Origin of the sequence: Methylobacterium oryzisoli (assembly GCF_046557895.1) — a bacterium.
In the GTDB taxonomy this organism is placed as follows: domain Bacteria; phylum Pseudomonadota; class Alphaproteobacteria; order Rhizobiales; family Beijerinckiaceae; genus Methylobacterium; species Methylobacterium oryzisoli.
Map to the genome: position 1 here is coordinate 1 of NZ_JBKIBX010000014.1, position 15,340 is coordinate 15,340.

Annotated in this window: 15 protein-coding genes; 5 read left to right on the plus strand and 10 right to left on the minus strand. The window is 71.7% G+C overall.

Features of this window, described 5'->3' with window-relative positions; translation table 11 throughout:
• Nucleotides 1-506: 506 nt before the first annotated feature.
• The 6 genes from pgeF to ACKUB9_RS15230 all read right to left on the minus strand — a co-directional run bounded on the left by pgeF (nucleotide 507) and on the right by ACKUB9_RS15230 (nucleotide 7,065).
• Entirely contained in the window at nucleotides 507-1,274 is a 768-nt protein-coding gene (gene pgeF / locus ACKUB9_RS15205) for a peptidoglycan editing factor PgeF (protein WP_407523521.1), read from the minus strand.
• 10 nt (nucleotides 1,275-1,284) lie between these two features.
• Nucleotides 1,285-2,352 (minus strand): class I SAM-dependent methyltransferase, encoded by a 1,068-nt coding sequence (locus ACKUB9_RS15210; protein ID WP_407523542.1) that lies wholly within the window; start codon nucleotides 2,350-2,352, stop codon nucleotides 1,285-1,287.
• A 26-nt stretch (nucleotides 2,353-2,378) separates the two neighbouring features.
• The gene (gene lgt, locus ACKUB9_RS15215) at nucleotides 2,379-3,275 is read right to left on the minus strand and encodes a prolipoprotein diacylglyceryl transferase (protein WP_407523518.1); all 897 of its coding nucleotides are present in this window, start codon (nucleotides 3,273-3,275) and stop codon (nucleotides 2,379-2,381) included.
• A gap of 59 nt (nucleotides 3,276-3,334) precedes the next feature.
• On the minus strand, nucleotides 3,335-4,882 hold the full coding sequence (gene ilvA, locus ACKUB9_RS15220; RefSeq protein ID WP_407523515.1) for a threonine ammonia-lyase, biosynthetic: 1,548 nt from the start codon (nucleotides 4,880-4,882) through the stop codon (nucleotides 3,335-3,337).
• Between the two features lie 89 nt (nucleotides 4,883-4,971).
• On the minus strand, nucleotides 4,972-6,039 hold the full coding sequence (locus ACKUB9_RS15225) for an AbrB family transcriptional regulator (protein WP_407523513.1): 1,068 nt from the start codon (nucleotides 6,037-6,039) through the stop codon (nucleotides 4,972-4,974).
• Nucleotides 6,040-6,123: 84 nt separating this feature from the next.
• Nucleotides 6,124-7,065 carry a LysR substrate-binding domain-containing protein gene (locus tag ACKUB9_RS15230; protein WP_407523510.1) on the minus strand — a complete coding sequence of 314 codons (942 nt, stop codon included), beginning with the start codon at nucleotides 7,063-7,065 and terminating at the stop codon, nucleotides 6,124-6,126.
• A 181-nt stretch (nucleotides 7,066-7,246) separates the two neighbouring features.
• Between ACKUB9_RS15230 and ACKUB9_RS15235 the strand changes: the two genes are divergently transcribed.
• From ACKUB9_RS15235 to ACKUB9_RS15255, 5 genes are all read left to right on the plus strand, one after another.
• Nucleotides 7,247-8,836 (plus strand): catalase, encoded by a 1,590-nt coding sequence (locus ACKUB9_RS15235; protein WP_407523507.1) that lies wholly within the window; start codon nucleotides 7,247-7,249, stop codon nucleotides 8,834-8,836.
• A 161-nt stretch (nucleotides 8,837-8,997) separates the two neighbouring features.
• Nucleotides 8,998-9,465 (plus strand): cupin domain-containing protein, encoded by a 468-nt coding sequence (locus tag ACKUB9_RS15240; protein ID WP_407523504.1) that lies wholly within the window; start codon nucleotides 8,998-9,000, stop codon nucleotides 9,463-9,465.
• Between the two features lie 42 nt (nucleotides 9,466-9,507).
• Nucleotides 9,508-9,648: a hypothetical protein gene (locus tag ACKUB9_RS15245; RefSeq protein WP_407523501.1), complete on the plus strand. Its 141-nt coding sequence runs from the start codon at nucleotides 9,508-9,510 to the stop codon at nucleotides 9,646-9,648.
• Between the two features lie 33 nt (nucleotides 9,649-9,681).
• Nucleotides 9,682-10,218 carry a coiled-coil domain-containing protein gene (locus ACKUB9_RS15250; RefSeq protein WP_407523498.1) on the plus strand — a complete coding sequence of 179 codons (537 nt, stop codon included), beginning with the start codon at nucleotides 9,682-9,684 and terminating at the stop codon, nucleotides 10,216-10,218.
• A gap of 47 nt (nucleotides 10,219-10,265) precedes the next feature.
• Nucleotides 10,266-10,652, plus strand: coding sequence for a RidA family protein (locus ACKUB9_RS15255; RefSeq protein ID WP_407523496.1), 387 nt, complete (start codon nucleotides 10,266-10,268; stop codon nucleotides 10,650-10,652).
• Here ACKUB9_RS15255 and ACKUB9_RS15260 read toward each other — a convergent pair.
• The 4 genes from ACKUB9_RS15260 to ACKUB9_RS15275 form a co-directional block, all read right to left on the minus strand.
• On the minus strand, nucleotides 10,627-11,505 hold the full coding sequence (locus ACKUB9_RS15260; RefSeq protein WP_407523493.1) for a metallophosphoesterase family protein: 879 nt from the start codon (nucleotides 11,503-11,505) through the stop codon (nucleotides 10,627-10,629). The two genes, ACKUB9_RS15255 and ACKUB9_RS15260, sit on opposite strands and share 26 nt — an antisense overlap.
• The gene (locus tag ACKUB9_RS15265; RefSeq protein ID WP_407523490.1) at nucleotides 11,502-12,437 is read right to left on the minus strand and encodes a diacylglycerol/lipid kinase family protein; all 936 of its coding nucleotides are present in this window, start codon (nucleotides 12,435-12,437) and stop codon (nucleotides 11,502-11,504) included. The genes ACKUB9_RS15260 and ACKUB9_RS15265 overlap by 4 nt, the downstream gene beginning before the upstream one ends.
• 100 nt (nucleotides 12,438-12,537) lie before the next feature.
• On the minus strand, nucleotides 12,538-14,742 hold the full coding sequence (locus ACKUB9_RS15270) for a 3-hydroxyacyl-CoA dehydrogenase NAD-binding domain-containing protein (RefSeq protein WP_407523488.1): 2,205 nt from the start codon (nucleotides 14,740-14,742) through the stop codon (nucleotides 12,538-12,540).
• Nucleotides 14,743-14,820: 78 nt separating this feature from the next.
• A complete protein-coding gene (locus ACKUB9_RS15275; protein WP_407523484.1) occupies nucleotides 14,821-15,291 on the minus strand; it encodes a DUF2059 domain-containing protein in 471 nt (156 codons plus the stop codon).
• Nucleotides 15,292-15,340: the final 49 nt, after the last annotated feature.

Below are 15,340 nucleotides of genomic sequence, written 5' to 3' on the forward strand. Positions count from 1 at the left end.
CCCGTCCAGGTGAACACCGGAACCGGCGTGAACACCGGCGGCGGAGCCGCGCGGCGTGGAAGGTCCGCGGCGAGGGCGGAACCGGCAATGAGCATGCCCGACAGGGCGGTTGCGCTCTTGAGAAGCGACTTCATGATCCTGGTCCTCCAACTATGCCCTGGAGCGATGCCGGCTGATACCGGTCGATCACCCGAGGCAGTCCCTTCGACATATCCCGGCAGCCTTGCGAAAGCTGTGACTTCGCGACAACGCTGGTGACGATGACCGCGGCCTTATCGGCTTTTCGTCGCGGGCATTCCCTTGGCTCCTTATGCCCTCAACGCTGTCGAATGGCTAAGGTTCACGCGGCGGCGAAAATTTTTTGCCAAGCTTTCGACGTGTTGCTTAACGAGAGGCAAACGGCACCTCGTCGCGCTCCGCCCGAACCGGTGTCCGCTGCAGCGCGGAGTGCGCACGAGAACAATGACTTAGAGTTGCATCCGGTGGCGTATCGAGCGGATGCAGCCCTACGGCGCCAGGGCAATCGCCGCCACGAGGCGCCCGTAATCGGTCTCACGGCGATGGGTGGTGCGCCGGTAGCTGAAGAAGCGGTCGGGGTCCGAGTAGGTGCACAGGCCCAGATCGGCGACCGTGCCGACGCCCGCCCGTTCGAGCCGTGCGACGATGTAGGCGGGCAGGTCGAACAGGCTGTGGCCGGGGCGCTCTAGGCTCGGCGCGAAGTAGCGCGCGGTATCGGCCGCAGAGTCCTCGAAGCGCTGGCGGAACTCGGGACCGACCTCGTAGGCACCGGCCCCGATGGTCGGGCCGAGCACGGCCGTGACCCGGGCGCGGTCGGCGCCGAGCCCCTCCATCGCCGCCAGCGTGGCCTCGATCACCCCGGTGAGCGCCCCCTTCCAGCCCGCATGCGCCGCGCCCACGACCCGGTTCTCCGGATCGGCGAACAGGATCGGCCCGCAATCGGCCGTCAGGATGCCGAGCGCGAGACCCGGCACCCGCGTCGCCATGCCGTCCGCCTTCGGCCGCTCCGTGAAGGGCGCCTCCACCACCAGGGCCTCGGCGGAATGCACTTGGTAGAGGCTCGCGAGGGCGTCCGGCGCGAGGCCGAGCCGTGCGGTCATGCGGCGGCGGTTTTCGACGACCCGGGCGGGGTCGTCGCCCGAGCCGAGCCCGCCGTTGAGCGAGGCGTAGAGCCCCTCCGAGACGCCGCCCTGGCGGGTGAAGAAGGCGTGGCGCAGGCCGGGGAGCGCGCCGAGCGCGGGGGCTTCGATCAGCATCGGTCAGGCCTTAGGCGGAGAGGGTGGAGGAGGGGAGGGCCGGCAGATGGGTCAGGTCCGGCCCCGATACGCCCAGAACCTTGAACAGACGGCCCATGCCGGTGCGCGACGAATCGACCAGCCGGGCGGCCGCTTCCGTCACCGCCCCGGCCTGGTCCGGCCGGGCCCGGGCGGCGAGCCGCTCGGCGCGCTGCGCGAGGCCGAGCGCGCCCAGGAATTCGGCCTGTGTCACCGGCCCGTGCAGGCGCGCCCCGGCCTCGACGGCCGCGCGGGCGAGCGCCCCGAAATCCACCTGCGCGGTGAGATCGGCCTCGCCGGGTGCGGCGAGCGGGTCGGCGAAACGGTGGCCGCGCACCGCCTGCAGCGTATCGGTGAGGCCGAGCTGCACCTCGCCGTAATCGACGCACAGGAGCGCGCCGCCGCCGCGCGCGAGCCGCCCGGCGAGGCGGCGCATCTCGCTCAAGGCGACGGAGGGCAGCGTGAGGATCGCGCCCGTGCCGGCGGTGGCCGGCAGGCCGGGCGTCGGATCCGGGTCGAGGCCGAGGACGAGGCGCGCGCCGTCCGGCGCGAGGCCGACCCGGCGCTCGCACCAGCCCTGGGCGGTCCGCTCGAACTGGCGCACCGGCAGCGCGTCGAAGAACTCGTTGGCGAGGATCAGGGCCGGCCCGTCCGGCACCGTCCCGGCGGCCTCGTGCCAAGTGGCCGGCACGCCGGCGGCGTCGAGGCGCGCGGCCTGCGCCCGGCGCAGCACCGGGCTCGTCTCGACGAGGTGCAGGTCGATCGCCTCCGCGAAGGCCGGCAGCGCGGTCGAGACGGCGCGCAGCGCGTCGGCCATCAGCGTGCCGCGGCCCGGCCCGAGCTCCACCAGACGGCAGGGTGCGGGCCGGCCCATCGCGTGCCAGACCTCGGCCGCCCACAGGCCGATCAGCTCCCCGAAGATCTGACTGATCTCGGGCGCCGTCGTGAAGTCGCCGGAGGCGCCGAGCGGATCGCGGGTGCGGTAATAGCCGTGCACCGGATGGCCGAGGCAGAGCGCCATGTAGCGGTCGAGCGGAATCGGCCCGTTCTGCGCGATCATCGCCCGCAGCTCCGCCAGGAGCGCGCTCACGCCGACGGGGCTCCGGATTCCACCGGCTCCTCGCCCCGCCGCGGCACGGGCCGGGTCGCCCCCCGCAGCGCCCGCACGATGAAGACGAGGCCCACGAGGGCCATCGGCAGGCAGAGCAGCATCCCCATGGTGATGCCGCCGCCGAGCACCGGGAAGTGCGTCCCGAACAGGAAGCCGAGTTGCGGGTCGGGCTCGCGAAAAACCTCGCAGGCGGTGCGGGCGATGGCATAGCCGAGCACGAAGATGCCCCCGAGCAGGCCCGGCCGCCGGAAGCCGAAGCGGCGCGCGGCGAAGGCCATCACGACGAACAGGATCAGGCCCTCGGTGGCCGCCTCGTAGAGCTGGCTCGGGTGGCGCGGCACCGGACCGCCGCCGGGGAAGACGACCGCGTAGGGGAAGTCGGGCGCGGGCCGGCCCCACAACTCGCCGTTCACGAAGTTGGCGATGCGCCCGAAGAACAGCCCGATCGGCACCACCACGGCGGCGAGGTCGAGCATCGCGTAAGGGTTGAGGTCCCGCGCCCGGGCGAAGAGCACCAGCGCCAGCACCGCGCCGAGGAAGCCGCCGTGGAACGACATGCCCCCGCGCCAGATCGCCAGGATCTCGGAGGGGTTCGCGAGATAGGCCGACAGGTTGTAGAACAGCACGTAGCCGATGCGCCCGCCCAGCACGACGCCGAGCGCCACCCAGACGATCAGGTCGTCGATGTCGGCCGCCGAGGGCCGCCGCACCGGACCCCAGAGCGAGGCGGCGGCGGCGAGGCGCTTGGCGTAGTACCAGCCGCCCACCAGCCCGACGATGTAGGCGAGCGCGTACCACTTGATCGCGAGCGGGCCGATCGCGACGGCGACCGGGTCGATGGCGGGGAACGGGATCGCGAGGAGCGGCGGCATCGGTCGGCAGAGGTGAACCCGGCGCGGGGCGTCGTCAACCCGGGAGTGCGGGCGAACGCTCAGGCGGGCTGCAGCGCCTCCATGCCGGCCGCGTTCCCGTCGAGGAAGAGGCGGTAGGCCGGGTTGTCGCTCTCGTCGTGATGCGGGTAGCCAAGATCGGCGAGCGCGCGGGAGAAGCGGTCGCGGTCCGCCTCCGGCACCTGGATGCCGGCCAGCACCCGGCCGTAATCGGCCCCGTGGTTGCGGTAGTGGAACAGGGAGATGTTCCAGATGTCGCCGAGCCCGTCGAGGAACCGGAGCAGGGCGCCGGGCCGCTCCGGAAACTCGAAGCGCAGCAGGCGCTCGTCGGCGAGCCCCGGCACGCGCCCGCCCACCATGTAGCGCACGTGGACCTTGGCCATCTCGTTGTCGCTGAGGTCGAGCACCGGGTAGCCGCGGTCGGTGAGGCTCGCGACCAGCGCCGCCTTCTCGCCGGGCAGGCCCTGGAGCTGGACGCCCACGAAGATGTGCGCCTCCAGCCCCTCCGCGTAGCGGTAGTTGAACTCGGTGATCGCGCGGCGTCCCAGCGCCTCGATGAAGGCCCGGTAGCTGCCCGCCCGCTCCGGGATGGTGACGGCAAGGAGCACCTCCCGGCGCTCGCCCAGCTCCGCCCGCTCGGCGATGTGGCGCAGGCGGTCGAAGTTGAGGTTGGCGCCGCTGTTGATGGCGACGAGGGTCCCGCCGCGGCCCTCGCCGCGGGCCACGTACTCCTTGAGCCCCGCCACCGCGAGCGCGCCCGAGGGCTCGGACATGGCGCGGGTGTCGTCGAACACGTCCTTCACCGCCGCGCAGATCGCGTCGGTGTCCACCGTGACGACGCCGTCGAGGTGCTCGCGGCAGAGCCGGAAGGTCTCGGCCCCCGCCTGACGCACCGCCACGCCGTCCGCGAACAGGCCGACTTGGTTCAGCACCACGCGTTCGCCCGCCTTGAGGGCCGCCGCCATGCCGGCCGCGTCGTCGGGCTCGACGCCGAAGACCTTGGTCTCGGGGCGCAGGAACTTGACGAAGGTGGCGATGCCGGCGGCGAGCCCGCCGCCGCCGATCGGCACGAAGATCGCCTCGATCGGTCCGGAATGCTGACGCAGGATCTCCATGCCGACCGTGCCCTGGCCGGCGATCACGTCGGGATCGTCGTAGGGGTGGATGAAGGTCAGCCCCTGCTCGGACTCCAGGGTCTTGGCGTGCGCGTAGGCCTCGTCGAAGGCGTCGCCGTGCAGGACCGCGGTGCCGCCCCGCGCGCGCACCGCCTCGACCTTGATGGCCGGGGTGGTGCGGGGCATCACGATGGTGGCCGGCACCTGCAGCTTGGCGGCGGCGAGCGCCACCCCCTGGGCGTGATTGCCCGCCGAGGCGCAGATGACGCCGCGCGCCAGCGCCTCGGGCGGCAGAGCCGCCATCTTGTTGTAGGCCCCGCGCAGCTTGAACGAAAAAACCGGCTGCAGGTCCTCGCGCTTGAGCAGCACCGGGGCCTTCAGCCGGCCGCTGAGGCGGGGCATCGGATCGAGCGGGCTCTCGCTCGCCACGTCGTAGACGCGGGCGGTGAGGATCTTCCTGATGTAGTCGTGCACGGGAGGCATCCGAACCGGAGCGGGACGCGCGGCATCCCGCCATGCCGGCCGCATAGCCCCTTTCGGGCAGCGATGCGAGCGTGGCCGTGTCAGCTGGCGCTGCGGGCGATCCACTTGGCCACCCAGGGCCCGGTCAGGATGACGACGAGGAGCCGCAGCGTCTGGACCGCGAGCACGAAGGACACGTCGGCGCCGGAGCCGACCGCGATGATCGCCACCGAGTCGAGCCCGCCGGGGCTCGTGGCCAGGAAGGCGGTGAGGAGGTCGATCGGCAGGATGAAGGTCAGCCCCCAGGCCCAGGCGCCGCACAGCGCGATCAGCCCGAGCGTCGCCGCGAGCACCCCCGGCAGGGCCGTGACCGTCGCCCGCACGGTCGCGCGCGTGAAGCGCAGGCCCACGGTCCAGCCGATGCCCGCATAGGCGAGCGCCAGGAGCCACGCCGGAAGGCCCATGCTGGCGAGGTCGGTCGCGTGAAGCGTCGCGCCGATCACCAGGGGGCCGATCATCGCGCCGGCCGGAATCCGCAAAATCCGGCCCAGCCACGCGCCGATCACCGCCACCGCGAGGGTGCCGGCGACCGCGAGCGGCCCGGCCTCGCCCACCGGCGCCGGCACGGAAGCCGGCGCGTCGCCCACGCACAGGCGCGCGACCACCGAGGCCGAGAGCGCCACGCAGGCGACCCGCAGGTACTGCATGAAGGCGACGAGGCGCGGATCGGCCCCGAATTCCTCCGCCATCGCCACCATCGCGGAGGCGGCCCCGGGGGACGAACCCCAGGCTGCAGTGGTGCCGGGCAGGAGCCGGATGCGGGTGAGAACGAGACCCACCGCCGCGCTCGCCGCCACGGTCACCAAAACCACCGCCAGCATCAGCACCCCGTCCGCCATCAGCGTGCGCATGATCGAGGCGTTGACCGCGTGCGCCACGAGGCAGCCGATCAGGGCCTGCGCCCCGAGGAAGGGGAGCTGCGGCACCCGGACCGTGGCACCCGAGACCCCGAGGCCGATGGCGGCGAGCATCGGCCCGAGCAGCAGCGCCGCCGGGAACCCAGCGGCCGAGAACCCGGCCGACAGGAGCGCCGAGACGGCGAGCAGGATGCTCCATTGCAGGGCCGGATGCAGGGCGGTCCGGTCCGGGGGAGGGGGGAATGGCTTCATGTGCGATCAGGGTTTCGGAGCGTCGCTATCCACGATTCGGGCCGGAGTCATCCTCGGGTGATCCGGTCGACCTCCGGACGACCCTCATTGGACGGGGGCCTCTCTGTCCTTGACGCAGGGTAGTGTTGCGCCGGGCGCATGATCGCGAAAGAACTCCGCGAGGCGCGCCAAGCCTTCGCCGCGCGGGTCGCTGGCCCGCCACACCAGCGCGATCACCCGGTCCGGGCCGTTGTCCCCGAAGGGCCGGCAGACCGTGAGGCCGCTCGGATCGGGCCCGTGCGGTGCGGCGAGCGCCGGCAGGAGCGTGTAGCCGGCCCCCGCCGCCACCATCGAGCGCAGGGTCTCCAGGCTGGTAGCGTGCCGGCCGACCCCAAGCCCTGCGCCGCAGGCCGCCACGGCTTGGTCGCGCAGGCAATTGCCCTCGTCGAGGAGGAGCAGGTCCGGCCCGGCGAGGTCCGCGGCGCGCGGGGCGGTCCCGCTCGCGAAGGCGTGATCGGCCGGGCAGGCGATCAGGAAAGGCTCGCGGAAGAGCGGCGCCACCGCGAGGCCCGCCTCCGGGATCGGCAGCGAGACCAGGGCCGCGTCGAGCCGGCCCTCGCGCAGCCCCTCCAGGATCTCGGCGGTGCGGCCCTCGCTGAGCGCCAGCGAGAGCTGGGGGAAATCCTGGCGCAGCGGCCGCAGCACCTGCGGGAAGAGGTAGGGCCCGAGCGTCTGGATCGCGGCGAGCTGGAGGCGTCCGGCGAGCGGCGCCCCGTGCCCCTCGCGGGCGAGCATCAGGAGCCGGTGCGCCTCGGACAGCATCACCCGGGCTTGGCGCACCACTGCCTGCCCGCCGGGGGTGATCAGCACCCGCCGGTTGGTGCGCTCGAACAGGACGAGCCCCAGCGCCTCCTCCAGCTTGCGCACCTGCACGCTCAGGGTCGGCTGGCTGACGTTGCAGCGTTCCGCCGCCCGCCCGAAGTGATTTTCCTCAGCGACGGCAACGACGTATTCGAGATCGCGAAGGGACAGCCCGGCCACGTTCATAGACGCCGTCTATCACGCGCTTCGCAATGATGCATTTGTCAGGCGGTCGCACGCGGGTCATAAACCGGAACCAGACCAGTTCCAGGGTCCTTGGGTCGGCAAGAGGCCGTCCCTATCTCCCGTGTCCCTGCGGAACTCCGGGGGGCGGTTTCCCGCCCCCCTCATGCGAACAGGAGCGAGCATGAGCGACCAGCGCCCCATCCTGACCACCCGCCAGGGCCATCCGGTCCGCGACAACCAGAGCCTGCGCACGGTCGGCGAGCGGGGCCCGGCCACGCTCGAGAACTACCAGTTCATCGAGAAGATCACGCATTTCGATCGGGAGCGGATCCCGGAGCGCGTGGTGCACGCGCGCGGCGCCGGCGCCCACGGCTACTTCGAGGCCTACGGCAAGATCGGCGACGAGCCGGCCTCCAAGTACACCCGCGCCCGCGTCCTCAACGAGACCGGCGTGAAGACCCCGGTCTTCGTGCGCTTCTCCACCGTGGCTGGCGCCAAGGAATCGCCCGAGACCGAGCGCGATCCGCGCGGCTTCGCGGTGAAGCTCAAGACCGTCGACGGCAACTGGGACCTCGTCGGCAACAACCTCAAGGTCTTCTTCATCCGGGACGCCATCAAGTTCCCGGACATGATCCACGCCTTCAAGCCCGACCCGGTGACGAACCGGCAGGAAGCGTGGCGCTTCTTCGACTTCGTGGCCCAGCACCCCGAAGCGATCCACATGGTGACGTGGCTGAAGTCGCCCTGGGGCATCCCGGCGAACTACCGCGAGATGGAGGGCTCGGGCGTCAACACCTACAAGCTGGTCAACGACCAGGGCGAGGCGGTGCTCTGCAAGTTCCACTGGATTCCCAAGCAGGGCGTGCGGAACCTGACCTCGCAACAGGCCTCCGAGATCCAGGCCAAGGATGTCGGCCACGCGACCCGTGACCTCTACGACAACATCTCCAAGGGCAACTTCCCCGAGTGGGAGTTTGCCGTGCAGATCATGCCGGACGACCCGAACGACCATCTGTCGTTCGATCCCCTCGACGACACGAAGCGCTGGCCCGAGGACCAGTTCCCGCTGCTGAAGTGCGGCCGGATGGTGCTGGACCGCGTGCCCGACAACTTCTTCGCCGAGGTGGAGCAGTCGGCCTTCGGCACGGGCGTGCTCGTGGACGGCATCGACTTCTCGGACGACAAGATGCTGCAGGGCCGGACCCTGTCCTACTCGGACACGCAGCGCTACCGCGTCGGCCCGAACTACCTGCAGCTGCCGATCAACGCGCCTCAGCCGGGCGTGAAGGTCTACTCGAACCAGCGCGACGGGCAGATGACGTACTCCGTCGACGGCACCGGCCCGAACAAGCACATCAACTACGAGCCGAGCACGCTGGCCGAGGGCCTGCGCGAAGCGCCCAAGCCGGCACGCGACTACCACCAGCCGGTCCAGGGCAACCTCGGCCGCTACCAGACCTCGCGCGCCGAGGACGACTACACCCAGGCCGGCGCCCGCTACCGCTCCTTCGAGGCGTGGGAGCGCGAGGACCTGATCGCCAACCTCGTGGCCGACATGAAGCAGTGCCCGGAAGCCATCCAGTTGCGGATGGTCTGGCACTTCTGGCACGCGGACGAGGATTACGGCCGTCGCGTCGCCGAGGGCGCGGGCATCGACCTGGAGAAGGCGAAGGCCCTGCCGCCGCTGCCGGGCCGCGCAGCGCCGCACAAGCGCCTCGCCACCGAGACCTACTCGGACGGCTCGCCCGCCCATCAGGTCGCGGCCGAGTAACGCCGGCCCCCACCCGCGAGGGATCAGCCCCGCCCGGAGAGATCCGGGCGGGGCTTTTCGTTGCGTCGGTGTGGCCGCCGATGCTCCGGCTGCTATCTGGTCTCGACGCTGGCGCGGGTCCGCCCCGATGCGCCGCCCGCAGCCTCCCTGGAGACGCCCGCATGGACTCCCCTCCCGGCCCCCACGACGGCGTCACGATCGGCCGGATGCAGGTGCGCTACCTCGCCCGCAGCGAGGCCACCGACGACGCGCTCGGCATCTACGGCATGAGTCTGGCGCCGCGCTCGCCCGGCGCGGGCCTGCACCGTCACGCGGTGCTCACCGAGGCGTTCGAGGTCCACGAGGGCACCCTGTCCCTGCGGCTCGGCGAGCGGGAGGTCGCGCTCGGCCCCGGCGGCTTCCTGCTGGTGCGCCCCGGCGAGCCGCACGCCTTCGCCAATCGCGGCGACCGGCCGGTGCGGTTCACCCTGACCTTCACACCGGCCCTGCGCCGCGAAGGCTTCTTCGAGGGGCTGGCCGCGCTCGCGCAAGCCGGACGCCTCGGCGACGGGCAGGCCATGCGGGAGCTGATGGCGGCCTACGATCAAGAACCGCTCGCGGGGTTTGCCGGCTGGAGCGAGGTCGGCTGACGCCGGCCTGCCGGTCGAAGCGGATTTTCCCTAGCGGCAAGCATGGCCGCGGCCCGGACCGGCTGCTATCATCGGCCGCGCCGCCGGCTGGGCGCGCAGGACTCCCGGATGACCGCCGTCGCCTTCGACACGCTGAAGCTCGCCCGGACCCTGCGCGACAAGGCGAAGCTGTCGCCCGAGTAGGCGGAGGGATTTGCCGAGGCCATTTCCGACGCGGTGCAGGCCGACCTCGTCACCAAGCCCGACCTCAAAGCCACGGAGGCTGCGCTCCGGTCCGACCTGAAGGCCTCGGAGACTCAAGTCCGGGCTGAGATCACGCGCGTGGGGAGCGATCTCCGGGCCGATATCAAAGGGGTGGAGAACGAGCTGCGCACCGAGATCAAAGGCGTGGAGAATGAACTGCGCACCGAGATCAAGGGCGTAGAAAGCGAACTGCGCACGGAGATCAAGGGCGTAGAGACGGTGCTACGGGCCGAGATCAAGGGCGTAGAAAGCGAACTGCGCGCCGAGATCAAAAGAGTGGAGAACGAACTGCGCGCCGAGATCAAGGGCGTGGAGACGGTGCTGCGGGCCGAGATCAAGGGCGTCGCCAACGACCTCAAGACGACCGAGACCTCCCTCAAGGCCGAGATCAAGGCACAGGTCGCCGAGGCCAAGGCCGACGTCATCAAGTGGGTGGTCGGCGCCGTCGGCTTCCAGACGATCATCATGCTGGGTGCCATCGTCGCGCTGGCGCGCCTGCTGAAGCCCTGACCCGGCCCCGGTCGCGGCGGCTGGATCGATAAGGCGGGGAAAACGACATGCGCAGGCGGATCGATGGCGGCTCGCCCTTCGAGGCGGCCTACGGCTATTCCCGAGCCGTGGTGCAGGACGGGTTCGTGTTCGTGGCCGGCACGACGGGCTACGACTACACGGCGATGACCATGCCGGAGGACGTGGCCGCGCAGGCGGAGGCCTGCTGGCGCACCATCGCGGCCGTGCTCGTCGAGGCCGGCTCCTCCCTGGAGCAGGTGGTGCGCGCCACCTACTACGTCACGGACCGGGCCGACGCGGAAGCGGTGCTCGCCGTCTGCGGGCGGGTGATGGGGGCGGCCCGGCCCGCCGCGACGCTCGTGGTCGTGGCGGGCCTCCTGCGGCCCGAGATGAAGGTCGAGATCGAGGTCACGGCGGTGCTGCCGGCCCGGTGACCGCCGCCTCGTCGGAGGCGCAGCGCGCCGAGCCCGCGGCGGCCGCGTCGCACCAGCCGCTCCCGGTCCAGAGCCGCACCTGCACGGTGGCGCCGCCGCCCTCCACGGTGATGCGGTTGTAGGCGTTGGGCTCGTTGCCGCGCAGGCGCGTCGAGGTCGCGGAGCCCGCCTGCACGGCGAGGAGCCGGGTCCCGGTGGTCTGCGCCTCGCTGCGATCGATCACCGCCCGCGGCGGCCCCGACGGCGTGGGCGTGACGAAGCGCGAATAGCCCCGGTGCAGGTGCCCCGCGAGCGTGAGCCCGACATGGTGGCGCTGGAAGGCCGCCAGGGCCTCGTCGGCCCGCCCGACCAAGCGCGCCTCGGCATCCCAGGGCGGCGGGATGAACGGGTGGTGGCCCACGATGATCCGGAAGAGGTGCGGGGGGAGGGCGGCCAGCACCTTTTCGGTGCGGCGGATCTGCGCCCGGGCGATCTTGCCCTGCGACCAGTCCCGCTCCGGCGCCCAGGTCCGCACGGTGTTGAGGCCGATCACCGCGATCTCGTCGTCCTGAAACACCGGCTCGGTCTCGGGCGCGATAAAGCGGCGGTAGCGCCGGAACGGGGTGACGAAGCGCTGCCAGAGCCGGTAGGGCGAGATGTCGTGGTTGCCCGGCACGGCGAGCACCGGCGGAAGAATCCGCGCCAGGAAGGCGCTGGCCTCCTCGTATTCCCGGGTGCGCGCCCGCATGGTGAAGTCGCCCGAGGCGATCACGAGGTCGGGCGCGTCGTGGTTCAGCTCCGCCAGCAGGCCCTCGACCGCCGCCGGATCGACGCGCCCGAAATGCAGGTCGGAGATGTGGGCGATGCGCCTCACGCCCCGGCCCCGTCGGCGGGCACGAGAACCCGGAGGGCGCCGGGCCGGATGCGGTAGGTCAGGGGTGTTTCCAGCAGGATCGCTTCTCCGTCGTTCATCACCCGTAGGCTCGGGCGCCGGGTGTGGAGCGTGAAGTCCGTCGCCTCGCGCCGGTCGAGATCCGGCAGCGCGCGCCACGCCCCGGCGGCGAAGCCCAGGCCGAGCCGCAGCAGGCGCCGCGCCGGCAGCCGCGCCAGGAGGTAGAGCGTGAACCGCCCGCGGTCGACCTCCCCCCGGCTCAGAACCTCGCCGACCCCCTCGCGGTAATCGCCCACCACCGCCGCGAAAGTGTGGAAGCGGACGCGCCGGGTCTCGCCGCCGATCGTCAGGCGCGCGCCGATCCGGACGGACGGGCCGAGATTGCGCAGGAGCGCGGCGAGGAAGCGGGCGAGCCCCGCGAGGCTGAGGCGCCCGCGCTCGGCCTCCCGGTAGCGGGCCATCCGGGCCGGCATGCCGAGCACCGAATTGATCGCGAAGACGTGGCCGTTGACCTCGCCGAGATCGATGGCCCGGGCGCGCCCGCCCGCGATCACCGCGGCCGCCGCTCTCAGGTCGAGGGGGATGCCGAGATCCCGCGCCAGCAGGTTCATCGTCCCGACCGGCAGGATGCCGAGCACCGCGCCGGTATCCGCGAGCGCCTGAGCGGCGCAAGCCAGCGTCCCGTCGCCCCCGGCGACCACCAGCGCATCGATGCCCGGGAGGGAGGCGGCGGCGCGCAGGCGCGCCCGGAGGGGCAGGGCGGGATCGGGCTCCGGCCGGACCGCGAGGCCCGCGGCCGCCAGGGCGGCGGCGGGCGCACCCGGATCGAGCCCGCGCTCGGCGAGCGACCCGGACGCGGCGTTCGTCACGAGCGCGACCGTGCGTATCCGGGCCTCGCCCGCCACTCCGTCCATCCCGCCCTCCCGGCCGTGCCGCGGAAGCGTCCCTGCCAGGACTTCATCTCAGGCAGATGGCAGTGCGGGATGCCGTCCCATGCCGGACGTCCCGGCCGCGTCAGGCGGCCTGCTTCTCCGCCTTGCCGTAGAACCGCCCACCGCTCTCGGCCATCGCCACGAGGCTCTGCGGCGGCGCGAAGCGGGCGCCGTGCTTGGCCTCCAGCGCCCGGCACAGTTCCACGAAGCGGCGGGCGCCCATGCCGTCGATGTAGGACAGGACGCCGCCCGTGAACGGCGCGAAGCCGAAGCCGAGGATCGAGCCGACATCGGCCTCGCGCGGATCGGTGACCACGCCCTCGCCGTAGACGCGCGCGGCCTCCACCGCCTGAGCCACCAAGAGGCGCTGCTTCAGCTCGGCGAAATCGACCGAGTCGGGGTCGAGCCGCGCGCCCGCGAGATCCGCGAGGCCGGGCCAGAGCCGCTTCGGCCCCTTCTCGGCCGGGTAGTCGTAAAAACCCTTGCGGTTCTTGCGGCCGAGCCGGCCCTCCGTCTCGACCAGGGCGGTCAGCAGGCGCTCCTGCACCGGGTTGACCGCGCCGTCGCCGAGCTGCGCCTTCGTGGCCTTGAGGATCTTGAGGCCGAGATCGACCCCGACCTCGTCGTTGAGGGAGAGCGGCCCCACCGGCATGCCGGCCTGCCGGCCCGCATTCTCGATCATCGCCGGCGGCACGCCCTCGGCGAGCATCAGGTGGCCTTCGAGGACGTAGGCCCCGACGCAGCGGTTGGCGAAGAAGCCGCGCGCGTCGTTCACCACGATCGGCGTCTTCCTGATCGCCCGCACGTAGTCGAGGGCGGTGGCCAGCGCCCGCTCGCCGGTCTCCTGCCCCATGATGATCTCGACGAGCAGCATCTTCTCGACCGGCGAGAAGAAGTGGATGCCGATGAACTGGGCCGGTCGGCCGGAGGAGCGGGCGAGCCCGCTGATCGGCAGCGTCGAGGTGTTGGAGGCGAAGATCGCCTCGGGACCGATCGCGGCCTCGACCTTGGCGATCACCTCGGCCTTGACCTTCGGATCCTCGAACACGGCCTCGATCACGAGGTCGCAGCCGGCAAGATCCCCGTACTCCGCGGTGGCGGTGATGCGCGCGAGCAGCGCGTCGCGGTCCGCGGTCTTGGCGCGGCCCTTCATGATCTGGTCGGAGACGAGCTTGTGGGCGTAGGCCTTGCCCTTCTCGGCCGCCTCGGCGGACTGGTCCACCAGCACCACCTCCATGCCGGCCTGAGCCGTGACGTAGGCGATGCCCGCCCCCATGAAGCCCGCGCCGACCACGCCGACCCGGCGGATCGCGGTCGCACCCACGCCCTCGGGGCGGCGCGCGCCCTTGTTGAGTTCGCCCATCGAGACGAACAGCGAGCGGATCATCGCGGCGGCCTGCGGCGAGCGCAGGATGTTGGCGAAGTACCGGCTCTCGACCTTGAGCGCGAGGTCCATCGGCAGCTGCAGGCCCTCGTAGACCGATTGCAGGATCGCCTTCGCGGCCGGGTAGTTGTCGTGCGTCTCGCGGCGGTAGATGGCGTTGGCGGGCGGCCACGTCATCATCCCGGCCGGCGAGTAGACCTTGCCGGAGGGCGCCTTGAATTTCGGCTGGTCCCAGGGCGCGACCGCCGAGCCGCCGTTACGGATCCAGTCCTTGGCCTGCGCGACGATCTCGTCGCGCTTGGCCACCGCGTGGACGAGGCCCATGTTGCGGGCCATGAGCGGGCGGATCTGCTCGCCCTTGAACAGCATCTGCAGGGCGTCGCCGGTCTGCATCAGCCGGGCGACGCGCTGGGTGCCGCCCGCGCCGGGGAAGAGCCCGACCTTGATCTCCGGCAGGCCGACGCGGGTCCGGTCGTCGTCCGACAGGATCCGGAAGTGGCAGGCGAGGGCGAGTTCGAACGCCCCGCCGAGGCAGGTGCCGTGCACCGCCGCCGCGAACGGCTTCCCGCAGGTCTCGATCTTGCGGTAGAGTAGCGTCAGCCGGCGCGATTCCTCGAAGAAGAAGCGCATCGCCTCCTCCTCGCCGCGCTCGCGCGCGAGCCGCGCGTACTCGGCCCCGAGACCCTGGAGCATCGTCAGGTCGGCGCCGCCCGAAAACGTGTCCTTGCCCGAGGTGACGACGCAGCCCTTCACGGCCGCGTCCCCCGTCACCGCGTCGACGATGCGGTCGAGCTCCGCCATCACCTCCGGCGTGATGACGTTCATCGAGCGGCCGGGCATGTCCCAGGTCGCGAGCGCGATGCCGTCGGAATCGATCTCGAAGCGGAAATGGGTGAGGTCCATCGGGGCGTCCTCGTCAGGCGTCGTCCGGGCGGGTGAGGCGCCCGCGGCGGCCGATGCGCGCCGCGGGCCGTCCGCGCGTCACTGTTTCGGGGGGACCGGGCCGGCGCCCGGCTGCTGCTGCGACATCGTCGCCATCGCCAGCATGTTCATCATCCTGGTCACGGCGGTCTTGGTGATGGTCGAGGCCAGGGAGTTCGGATCGGCGTTGACCGCCTGGAACTTCTGGTAGATCGGGTCCTCGTAGATCTTGGCGATGTGCTTGAGTTCGTCCGTGCTGAATTTTTGGGCGTACTCCTTGGAGAGCTCGTCCAAGAGCTTGGTGCGCTCGTCCGCGAAGCCCTTGTCCAGCTCCGCGCGCAGGCGGTCGGCCTGCTCGGGCGGCAGGGCGGCGAGGGAGCGCTCCCGGGCCTGCTGGAAGGCCGCGCCGAGGTTCTTGGTCACGGTCGCCTCGACGATGCCGCGGGCGAGCGCCACGCGCTCATCCGCCTGCGCGGCCGAGCCGAGTGCGAGGGCCAGCGCGAGGCCGAGCAGGGGTAAGGTCTTCGTCATGAATGGTTCCTCGTTGGGGGGTCGACGCCGCGCACGGAAGGCCCGCTCG